General features: G+C 65.6%; 8 protein-coding genes and 2 pseudogenes. All 10 read left to right on the forward strand.

Translation table 11 applies throughout. The annotated features are described in order from the left end of the window. The coding region (gene catA / locus ABZE94_RS17050; RefSeq protein WP_372876750.1) for a catechol 1,2-dioxygenase at positions 1–853 on the forward strand (853 nt) is incomplete at its 5' end. Between the two features lie 120 nt (positions 854–973). After that, the gene (locus tag ABZE94_RS17055) at positions 974–2203 is read left to right on the forward strand and encodes a benzoate/H(+) symporter BenE family transporter (protein WP_372876752.1); all 1230 of its coding nucleotides are present in this window, start codon (positions 974–976) and stop codon (positions 2201–2203) included. A gap of 143 nt (positions 2204–2346) precedes the next feature. After that, positions 2347–3621 carry an OprD family porin gene (locus ABZE94_RS17060; RefSeq protein WP_372876754.1) on the forward strand — a complete coding sequence of 425 codons (1275 nt, stop codon included), beginning with the start codon at positions 2347–2349 and terminating at the stop codon, positions 3619–3621. A 111-nt stretch (positions 3622–3732) separates the two neighbouring features. After that, complete coding sequence (locus ABZE94_RS17065; RefSeq protein WP_372876756.1) at positions 3733–4923, forward strand: ABC transporter substrate-binding protein; 1191 nt, start codon at positions 3733–3735, stop codon at positions 4921–4923. A gap of 237 nt (positions 4924–5160) precedes the next feature. Next, the gene (locus ABZE94_RS17070) at positions 5161–6021 is read left to right on the forward strand and encodes a branched-chain amino acid ABC transporter permease (protein WP_372876758.1); all 861 of its coding nucleotides are present in this window, start codon (positions 5161–5163) and stop codon (positions 6019–6021) included. Between the two features lie 22 nt (positions 6022–6043). Beyond that, a complete protein-coding gene (locus ABZE94_RS17075) occupies positions 6044–7075 on the forward strand; it encodes a branched-chain amino acid ABC transporter permease (protein ID WP_372876760.1) in 1032 nt (343 codons plus the stop codon). Beyond that, positions 7072–7830, forward strand: a complete 759-nt coding sequence (locus ABZE94_RS17080; RefSeq protein ID WP_372876761.1) for an ABC transporter ATP-binding protein — start codon at positions 7072–7074, stop codon at positions 7828–7830. Before ABZE94_RS17075 ends, ABZE94_RS17080 begins: the two co-directional genes overlap by 4 nt. Further along, complete coding sequence (locus tag ABZE94_RS17085; RefSeq protein WP_372876763.1) at positions 7830–8558, forward strand: ABC transporter ATP-binding protein; 729 nt, start codon at positions 7830–7832, stop codon at positions 8556–8558. Before ABZE94_RS17080 ends, ABZE94_RS17085 begins: the two co-directional genes overlap by 1 nt. A gap of 766 nt (positions 8559–9324) precedes the next feature. Next, positions 9325–9711: pseudogene (locus ABZE94_RS17090) on the forward strand (methyl-accepting chemotaxis protein); the annotation flags it as partial. A 124-nt stretch (positions 9712–9835) separates the two neighbouring features. After that, positions 9836–9939 (forward strand): annotated as a pseudogene (locus tag ABZE94_RS17095) (CoA transferase subunit A); the annotation flags it as partial.

The following is a 9939-nucleotide window of genomic DNA, read 5'->3' on the forward strand; positions in this document are numbered from 1 at the left end:
CAAGCAGATCATGCTGCGCCTGATCAACGACGCGGCGAAGATCATCGAAGACCTGGAACTCACCGACGACGAATTCTGGCACACGGTGGACTACCTCAACCGCCTGGGCGGCCGCAATGAAGCCGGCCTGCTGGTGCCGGGCCTGGGCCTGGAGCACTTCCTCGACATCCTGCAGGACGCCAAGGACGCCGAGGTCGGCCTGACCGGCGGCACTCCGCGCACCATCGAAGGCCCGCTGTACGTGGCCGGCGCGCCGCTGGCCGAAGGCGAGGTGCGCATGGACGACGGCAGCGAGCTGGACCGCGCCACCGTGATGTTCCTCGAGGGCGTGGTGCGCGACACCGCCGGCCAGCCGGTGGCCGGCGCCGTGGTCGACCTGTGGCATGCCAACACCCAAGGCAACTACTCCTACTTCGACAAGAGCCAGTCCGACTACAACCTGCGCCGACGCATCGTCACCGACGCCGAGGGTCGCTACCGCGCGCGCAGCATAGTGCCGAGCGGCTACGGTTGCGCCCCGGATGGCCCGACCCAGGAGTGCCTGAATCTGCTCGGCCGCCATGGCCAGCGTCCGGCGCATATCCACTTCTTCATCTCCGCCCCCGGCCATCGCCACCTGACCACCCAGATCAACCTGGCCGGCGAGCAGTACCTGTGGGACGACTTCGCCTACGCCACCCGCGACGGCCTGGTCGGCGATATCGCGTTCGTCGAGGACGCCGCCGTCGCCCGTGACCGCGGTGTGCAGGGCAGCTGCTTCGCCGAACTGCAGTTCGACTTCCAGCTGCAGAAGGCTCCGGTCGCCGAAGCCGAGCAGCGCAGCAAGCGTCCCCGCGCCCTGCAACAAGCCTGATGTGAATGGCCGGCGGTGGCCCCAGGGCTGCCGCCGGTTCGTCGGGCCTGCTTCACCCATAACAAGAGCGATCCGGACTGCGTGTCACGGATGGCCTGATGCGCCTTGCAGCGAGGTTCCATGAAAGCCTTGATCAACGATTTCTCGCTGTCCGCCGTGGTGGCCGGTTTTATCGCCACCGTGATTTCCTATGCAGGGCCCCTGGTGATCATCTTCCAGGCGGCCGAGAGTGCAGGCCTGTCACATGCCGTGCTGTCGTCCTGGGTCTGGGCGATTTCCATCGGCAGTGCGCTGCTCGGCATCGCCCTCAGCCTGCGTTACCGCGTGCCCATCATCATCGCCTGGTCGGCACCGGGTTCGGCGTTGCTGGTCTCGTTGCTGCCGCAGATCAGCCTCAATCAGGCGGTCGGCGCCTATATCATCGCCAGCCTGATCATCTTTCTGGTCGGTATCAGCGGCACCTTCGATCGCATCATCAGCAAGCTGCCCGCGGCGATTGCCGCCGGCATGCTGGCCGGCATCCTGTTCAGTTTCGGCACCGGGCTGTTCGTCTCGTTGCAGGCCAAACCCTTTCTGGTGCTGGCGATGTTTGCCACTTACTTGCTGGTCAAGCGTCTGCTGCCGCGTTACGCGGTGCTGGCGGTGCTGCTGGTCGGTTGCACGATTGCCTTCGCCACTGGCGATCTGCACCAGGAGGCACTGGTGATCGGCCTGGCCACGCCGGTGTGGATCAGCCCCGAGTTCAGTCTGTCGGCGGCCCTGAATATCGCCTTGCCGCTGGTGATGCTGGCCCTGACCGGGCAGTTCGTCCCGGGGATGGCGGTGTTGCGCGGTGCCGGCTACCAGACCCCGGCCAGCCCGATCATCACCAGCAGTGCCCTGGGTTCGCTGCTGCTGGCGCCGTTCGCCTGCCACGGCCTCAACCTGGCCGCGATTACCGCGGCCATCTGCACCGGTCGCGAAGCCCATGAAGACCCTGCCCGGCGCTATGTCGCCGGGGTGGTCGGCGGCTTGGCCTACCTGTTGCTGGGGCTGTTCGGCGCGACCCTGGTGTCGCTGTTCAGCGCCTTTCCCAAGGAATTGATCGCCGCCCTGGCCGGGCTGGCGCTGTTCGGCGCGATTGCCGCGGCCATGGCCAGCGCCATGGCCCAGCCAGATGACCGCGAAGCGGCGCTGATCACCTTTCTGGTGTCCGCCTCGGGCATGTCTTTTCTCGGCCTGTCGGCGGCCTTCTGGGGGCTGATGTTCGGCATCGCCGCGCATCTGCTGCTCAGCGTACGGCGTAACAGCGCAGCCGCCGCAGCGCCGCTGCATACCGCGAGTTTGACCAAGGAGGAGGCAACCGGTTAGCCACCTCCGGCCCATGAGCATTGCCGCCGCGCCTGACCTGAAGGCGGCGCGGCGACGGTCACACCACCCACTTGCGTTGCCGGGTTCGTCCCCGGCAAGGGTGGCGCAACAGCCCACTATCAATAACAACAAAGAGCTAAACCATGACTCACTATCCGAATGTGAAGCCTGTCCTGCTGTCCCTAGCAGTAGCCCTCAGCCTGCCAGCCCTGGTGCAGGCGAGCGGTTTTATCGAAGACAGCACCGCGACTTTGCAGGCGCGTAACTACTACTTCAGCCGCGACTACTCCGACATAGTCGGGCCGAACCAGCAGTCCAAGGCCGAGGAGTGGGCCCAGGGCTTCATCCTCAACGTCAAATCCGGCTACACCCCAGGTCCGGTCGGTTTCGGTGTCGATGCCATCGGCCTGCTGGGGCTCAAGCTCGACAGCAGCCCGGATCGGGTCAATACCGGCCTGTTGCCGGTGACCGACGAGGGCCGGGCGGCCGACGACTACAGCCGCCTGGGCGCGGCCCTCAAGGTCAGGCTGTCGAAGACCGAGCTGAAGATCGGCGAACAGCAGCTGATGCTGCCGGTGTTGTACTTCGGCGATATCCGCCTGTTGCCGCCGACCTACCAGGGCGCCAGCATCGTCTCCAACGAGATCGCCGGTCTGACCCTGCAGGGCGGTCAGCTGCGTTCCACCAGCCTGCGCAACGAGGCCGGCGACGAGGAACTGGGCGCCATGCTCGGTTTCGTTCCGCTGCGCAATGGCGGCGGGCTGATCACCACGGACCGCTTCAACTATGCCGGCGCCGACTACGCCTTCAACGCCAACCGCACCTCGGTCGGCGCCTGGTATGCCCAGCTGGAGGATATCTACAACCAGCGCCACTTCAGCCTCAAGCACAGTGAGCCGGTCGGCGACTGGGTGCTCGGCGCCAACCTGGGCTATTTCGATTCGGCCGAAGACGGCAAGCAGCTGGCGGGCGAGATCGACAACCAGGCCTTTTACTCCCTGCTGTCGGCCAAGCATGGCGGACATACCCTCTATCTCGGCTACCAGGCCATGTTCGGCGACCACGGCCTGCCGCGGGTGTTCGCCAACGTCAGCCCGCTGGGTAACGAGGTGCCGACCTTTACCTTCGACTCGGCTGGCGAGCGCTCCTGGCAGGTGCGTTACGACTACGACTTCGCCGCCATGGGCGTGCCGGGCCTGGTCGCCGGGGTGCGCTACCTGACCGGCGACAACGTCGACACCGGCCGCGGTTTCGAGGGCAAGGAGTGGGAGCGCGACCTAGACGTCGGTTACGTGGTGCAGAGCAGTTCGCTCAAGGGCCTGGGCGTGAAGGTGCGCAACGTCACCGCGCGTTCCAACTACCGCAGCGACGTCGACGAGAACCGCCTGATCTTCACCTACACCTGGAACCTGCTCTGACAGTGAGTGCGCAACGAGCGATCGGCCCTGGTGCCGGCGGCTCGACAGAAAATGCCAATCGAACGACCTTTGCCTTGCACGCTGCGCCGCAGAGCGCAGCCGGAGATAACCATGCACAACAATAACAAGATGCCTTGCCCAACCCGTTTCAGCGCCAGCGCCCTGGCGTTGGCCCTCAGCGTTTCGATGAGCAGCTTGGCCCTGGCGGCCGAGCCGGTGAAGATCGGTTTGTTGCTGCCCTACACGGGCACCTACGCCGCCCTCGGCGAGGCCATCAGCAACGGCATGAAGCTGGCCATCGAACAGCGCGGTGGCCTACTCGGCGGGCGTGCGGTGGAATATGTCAGCGTCGACAGCGAAGCCAACCCCGGCAAGGCCGTGCCGAACATGCAGAAGTTGATCGCCGGCTCCCAGGTCGACGTGGTGGTCGGCCCGGTGCACTCCGGGGTCGGCATGGGTGCGGTCAAGGTCGCCCGCGAGACCGGCGTGCCGCTGATCATCCCCAACGCCGGCTTCAACGCCGCGACCGGGCCGCTGTGCGCCGAAAACATCTTCCGCACCTCCTTCACCTCCTGGCAGACCGCCTACCCGATGGGCCAGGTGGCGGCGGACAAGGGCTACAAGAATATCGTCACCGTGGCCTGGCGTTACGGCTTCGGCACCGAATCGGTGGAGGGCTTCAAGGAAGGTTTCGAGAAGGCCGGCGGCACCGTCAGCAAGGAAATCTACGTGCCGTTCCCGGACGTGGAGTTCCAGTCGCAACTGACCGAGATCGCCGCGCTCAAGCCCGATGCGGTGTTCGTCTTCTTCGCCGGCGGCGGCGCGGCCAAGTTCGTCCAGGATTACGCCGCGGCCGGCCTGCAAGGCAAGATCCCGCTGCTCGGCTCGGGCTTTCTCAGCGAGGGCACCCTGGCCGCGCAAGGCTCGGCCGCGACCGGCGTGCTGACCACCCTGCATTACGCCGACAGCCTGGATACCCCGCAGAACAACAAGTTCCGTGCGGACTACCGGGCGAAATTCGGCAAGGAGGCCGACATCTATGCGGTGCAGGGCTACGACAGCGGCTTGCTGCTGGCCCAGTCGCTGGCCAAGGTGGGCGGCAATACCCAGGACCGCGCGGCCTGGAATGCGGCCATGGCCGATACCCGGATCGACAGCCCGCGCGGCGCCTGGAGCTTCTCCAAGGCGCATAACCCGGTGCAGAACATCTACCTGCGCGAGGTGCGTGATGGCGCCAATGTGGTGGTCAGCACGGCTGCCGCCGCCCTGGCCGACCCTGCGCCTGGCTGCAAGCTGCAGTAGCTAGCGTCGTCCCCGCACCCTGGCCGTCAGCGGCTGGCCGGTGGGGCGGGTTGGCTGCATCGAGTTCGCCTGCCGAGGCCTGGATCCCGCGTTGTTGCACTTGGTCATAGCCGGCTATGACCCGTCGCAGCGCCTTGTCCGGAACCTCGCTCGCGTCGCCCGAGGCAGTTGACCCGCCCGACCGTCCAGTCGTGGCCAGGGGGCGGGCCTGCCTGATTTCTGACTTTGGTATGCCCGATGGAACTTTCCACCATTCTCATCCAGACCCTCAACGGTCTGCAGTACGGGTTGCTGCTGTTTCTGATCGCCAGCGGCCTGACCCTGATCTTCGGCATCATGCACATCATCAACCTGGCCCACGGCGCGCTCTACATGGTCGGCGCCTACCTGATGTACTGGGTGAGCGGGCCGGTCGACAACTTCTTCCTCGCCATCCTGCTGGCGGTGCCATTGGCGGCGCTGCTGGGGGTGCTGATCGAGCGCTTCCTGATCCAGGCGCTGTACCGGCGCGAGCACCTCGATCAGGTGCTGATGACCTTCGGCCTGATCATGGTCATCGACTCGCTGCGCAGCATCGTCTGGGGCAACGACGTGCACAGCGTGGCCATCCCGGCGCTGCTCAGCGGCTCGATCCAGTTGACCGAAACCCTCGACTACCCGGTGTACCGCCTGTTCATCTCCGCGGTCTGCGCGGCGATCGCCCTGGCCATGTACCTGGTCCTGCAACGCACCCGCCTGGGCATGATCATCCGCGGCGGCTCGAGCAACCGCGAGATGGTCCAGTGCCTGGGCATCGATATCCGCCTGATCTACACCCTGGTGTTCGCCGCTGGCGCGGCGCTGACCGCCTTCGCCGGGATGATCGCCGCGCCGGTGTCCTCGGTCTATCCGGGCATGGGCAACCAGATCCTGATCATCGCCTTCGTGGTGGTGGTCATCGGCGGCCTGGGCTCGATTCGCGGCGCCTTTCTTGGCGCCTTGCTGGTCGGGCTGACTGCCACCTGGGGCGCGGTGCTGGTGCCGCAATACGCCGGCATGGCCGTGTATGTGCTGATGGCCGTGGTGCTGTTGTTCAAGCCGCGCGGGCTGTTCGCCTAATAACCATTTCGGGGATTTTCTTATGCACGCATTACCTCGCCCGATCCAGCTGCTGCTTGCGCTGCTGTTGCTGCTGATGGCCGCTTACCCGTTGTTCGGCGCAACTCTCGCCGGTGAAAAGCACGACTTCTTTCTCCAGCAGCTGACCAGCATCATGATCCTGGCCATTGTCGCCCTCGGCCTCGACCTGCTGGTCGGGGTCAGCGGCATGGTCAGCCTGGCCTCGGCAGCCTTCTTCGGCATGGCCGGTTACGCCCTGGTGCTGTTCGCCCCCGAATACGAGGCGCTGAGCATCTGGATCGCCTTGCCGCTGTGCCTGGGCATCACCGCCCTGGCCGCACTGTTGATGGGGGTGTTGATCATCCGCACCTCGGGGATCTTCTTCATCATGGTGACCATCGCCTTCTCGCAGATGCTCTATTACCTGTTCCACGATTCCTCCTTCGCCGGCGGTTCGGACGGTGCCTACCTGTTCATGAAGCCCACGGTGGCGATCGGCGGGGTGCAACTGCTCGACCTGGAAAACCGCACCACGCTGTTCTATGTGGTCCTGGCCTCGCTGGCGCTGTTGTTCGTCCTGCTGCGTACCTTCCTGCGCGCGCCCTTCGGCCGGGTGCTGCTGGGCATCAAGGAGAACGAACAGCGGGTCCGTGCCATGGGCTTCAATCCGCTGTTCTACAAGCTGGCGGCCTTCGTCATCGCCGGCACCATTGCCGGTTACGCCGGCATGCTCTCGGCCACCCAGTACGGTTTCGTCAGCCCGGGGCAACTGAGCTGGCAGATGTCGGCGCATATCCTGGTGATGGTGATTCTCGGCGGCATGGGCACCCTGTTCGGGCCGATTCTCGGAGCCTTTGCCTTCGAGGGCCTGCATCACTGGTTCGCCAGCCTGACCCCGCACTGGGAGCTGCCGATGGGCGTGGTAGTGATCGCCATGGTGCTGTTGCTGCCGCGCGGGATCGCCGGCCTGTTGCTGCAACTGGCGCAGCGCAAATCGAGCAAAACCACGCAAGCGCCGCTGGCTGGCACGATCAAGCAGGAGGCCGAACAATGAGCGCCTTGATTCTGGAAACCCGTGGCCTGAGCAAGCATTTCGGAGGGCTGCGCGCCGTCAGCGATATCAGCCTGCAGGTCGCACCGCGCGAGATCCACGCCATCATCGGCCCCAACGGCGCGGGCAAGAGCACCATGGTCAATCTGCTCTCCGGCCATCTACGCCCCAGCAGCGGCCAGGTGATCTTCAAGGGTCAGGACATCACCGGCCTGGCGCCGAACAAGGTCTCGCACCTGGGGGTGGGGCGCAGCTTTCAGCGTACCAATATCTTCCCCAGCTTCAGTTGCCTGGAAAACTGCATGCTCGCCGCGCAGTCGCGGATGAAGAATTCCTTCCGCTTCTTTCGCCGCAGCGACAGCTACCCGCTGGTGCGCCAGCGCGCCGAGCAAGCCCTGCAGGCCTGTGGCCTGAGCAGCAAGGGTCACAGCACCGCCAGCTCCATGAGCTATGGCGAGCAGCGCCAGCTGGAGATCGGCATGGTGCTGGCCACCGAGCCGAGCTTTCTGTTGCTGGATGAACCCATGGCCGGCATGGGCAAGGAAGAATCGAGCCGGGTGGTCGAGTTGCTCGCCGAGTTGTCGCGCGATTACTCGCTGGTGCTGGTCGAGCACGACATGGACGCGGTGTTCAGCATCGCCAAGACCCTGACCGTGATGGTCAACGGGCAGATGCTGGCCAGCGGTCCGCTGGAGCGGGTGCGCAACGACCCTGCGGTGCAGGAAGCCTATCTGGGCGATGGCGAGGAGCAATTCTGATGAGCACGACAACGACGGCAACCCCGCTGGTCGAGGTGCGCGGCCTGCACACCTTCTACGGCAACAGCCATGTGCTGCATGGCGTCGACCTGCAGATCGCGCCGGGGGAAACCCTGGCCCTGCTCGGGCGCAACGGCGTGGGCAAGAGCACCACCATCCGTTCGCTGCTCGGCCTGACCCCGCCGCGCAGTGGCGAGGTACGGATCAGGGGCGAGAACCTCACCGGCAGCGCCGCGCACCAGGTGATCCGCCGCGGCATCGGCTATGTGCCGGAAGGCCGCGGCATGTTCCCCAACCTGACGGTGCGCGAAAGCCTGGTGATGGCGGCGCGCCCCGGTCTCGACGGTCGCCGCGACTGGGGCCTTGAGCGGGTGCTGGCGACCTTCCCGCGCCTGAGCGAGCGCTTCGGCCACCTCACCGGCAACCTCTCCGGCGGTGAGCAGCAGATGGTCGCCATCGGCCGCGCGCTGCTGACCAACCCCGAGCTGATGATCCTCGACGAGGCCACCGAGGGCCTGGCACCGCTGATTCGCAAGGAAATCTGGGACGTGATCCGCCTGATCAAGGCCAGCGGCATCGCCACCCTGGTGGTCGACAAGAACGTCAAGGTGCTGCTCGACCTCACCGACCGCAGCATGATCATGGTCAAGGGCCGGGTGCTGTATGACGGTCCCAGCCAGGAGCTTAAGGGCCAGCCGCAGATCCTGCAGACCCATATCGGTCTGTAGTTTCCGGCCCAGGCGCCCGGCTCGGGCTATGCCGGGCATCACAAGAGTGTCGACGCCTCGTAGGAGCGGCCCATGGCCGCGAATTTGTCATCGCGGGCAGGGCACTAGGCGTTCTCCCGCTCCTGCAGCGCGGCGTCGTAGGCGAGGCGGTATTTCCTGCAAAAGTGCCTTCCCCATGCAACGCATAACGGGGGAGTGGGCTTATTTGGGTTGACGAAAGAAGGGAGCATCCATGAAGCGCGATCAAACAATGGGCCGCAGCACCTGGCAAAACAACCTGGCCAGCGTGCTGCTGGCCGGCAACCTGCTGGGGGCTGTGGCCCTGGTCTTTTGGGCCAGTGGCAGCTGGGAGTCCGGCGTGGCAGCAGGCATGGTCATCACCGGGCTGTTGGCCGGCTTCTTCTACCTGAACCAGCCGCCGCAGATCATCGAACGGCTGGTGCAGGATTGCGACTGGTCGCAGCCACCGGCACGCCTGGAGGCGCCGGTGCAGGCCCCCGTCAGCCTGCCGCCCGAGGCGGTGTTCGATCCTGCGCTGCGCCAGCACCAGGGTGAGCTGCTGCGCGCCATCGAGCAGAGCCAGACCGATATGCACTTCGCCACTCAGCTGGCCCAGCAGTCTGGCGAGAAGGTGTCGTCGAGCGCCGAGAGCATCCAGGCCACCCGTCAGTCGATCGGCGAGCTGGCCGATTACCTGCGTCGCACCGGCGAGGTGTTCAACACCCTCGGCGAGCAGTCGCGGCGCATCGGCGCGATTGTCGGCAGCATCCAGGACATTGCCCGCCAGACCAACCTGTTGGCACTGAATGCGGCCATCGAAGCGGCGCGGGCCGGCGAACACGGGCGCGGCTTTGCCGTGGTGGCCGACGAGGTGCGCAGCCTGGCGGTGCGCGCCAACGACTCCAGCGAACAGATCATGCAGATCGCCAAGGGCCTGAAAAGCGCCGCCGATGAAGCCAGTAACGGCCTGGGGCAGGTCGATCAGTCGGCGCGCAGTGGCCTGAGCACCTCAGCGGCGGCCCACGAGGCCATGCACGCGCTGCGCGCCGCTGCCCGCGAGCGCATGGAGATCGTCGGCCGGGTGATGCAGGGCTTGCAGCGCCAGCGCGAACTGGCCGAGGGCTTGGGCTGCCTGCTCGAGCGAACTGAGTAAAGCAGTGTTCGATAATCGAACAGTAAGTCGATTATCGGATTGTTTGCCGGCGCCGCTCGGCCTACTGTGGACTCAGCCGCCACCCTCAGCCGGTGGCACCGTCAACCAAGCGAGAGCAACCGCAATGGCCGAAATCATTTCCCTTGGCGAGGCGATCCAGCGCTTCGTCAACGACGGCGACACCATCGCCCTCGAAGGCTTCACCCACCTGATCCCGACCGCGGCGTC

Origin of the sequence: Pseudomonas sp., from assembly GCF_041601375.1 — a bacterium.
Classification (GTDB): Bacteria; Pseudomonadota; Gammaproteobacteria; order Pseudomonadales; family Pseudomonadaceae; genus Aquipseudomonas.

Excerpts from the sequence above, each read along its gene's own strand:
- ABZE94_RS17080 (WP_372876761.1), top strand. The coding sequence starts at position 7,072 with ATGAGCGCCTTGATTCTGGAAACCCGTGGCCTGAGCAAGCATTTCGGA.
- ABZE94_RS17075 (WP_372876760.1), top strand. The coding sequence starts at position 6,044 with ATGCACGCATTACCTCGCCCGATCCAGCTGCTGCTTGCGCTGCTGTTG.
- ABZE94_RS17085 (WP_372876763.1), top strand. The coding sequence starts at position 7,830 with ATGAGCACGACAACGACGGCAACCCCGCTGGTCGAGGTGCGCGGCCTG.
- ABZE94_RS17055 (WP_372876752.1), top strand. The coding sequence starts at position 974 with ATGAAAGCCTTGATCAACGATTTCTCGCTGTCCGCCGTGGTGGCCGGT.
- ABZE94_RS17070 (WP_372876758.1), top strand. The coding sequence starts at position 5,161 with ATGGAACTTTCCACCATTCTCATCCAGACCCTCAACGGTCTGCAGTAC.
- ABZE94_RS17060 (WP_372876754.1), top strand. The coding sequence starts at position 2,347 with ATGACTCACTATCCGAATGTGAAGCCTGTCCTGCTGTCCCTAGCAGTA.
- ABZE94_RS17065 (WP_372876756.1), top strand. The coding sequence starts at position 3,733 with ATGCACAACAATAACAAGATGCCTTGCCCAACCCGTTTCAGCGCCAGC.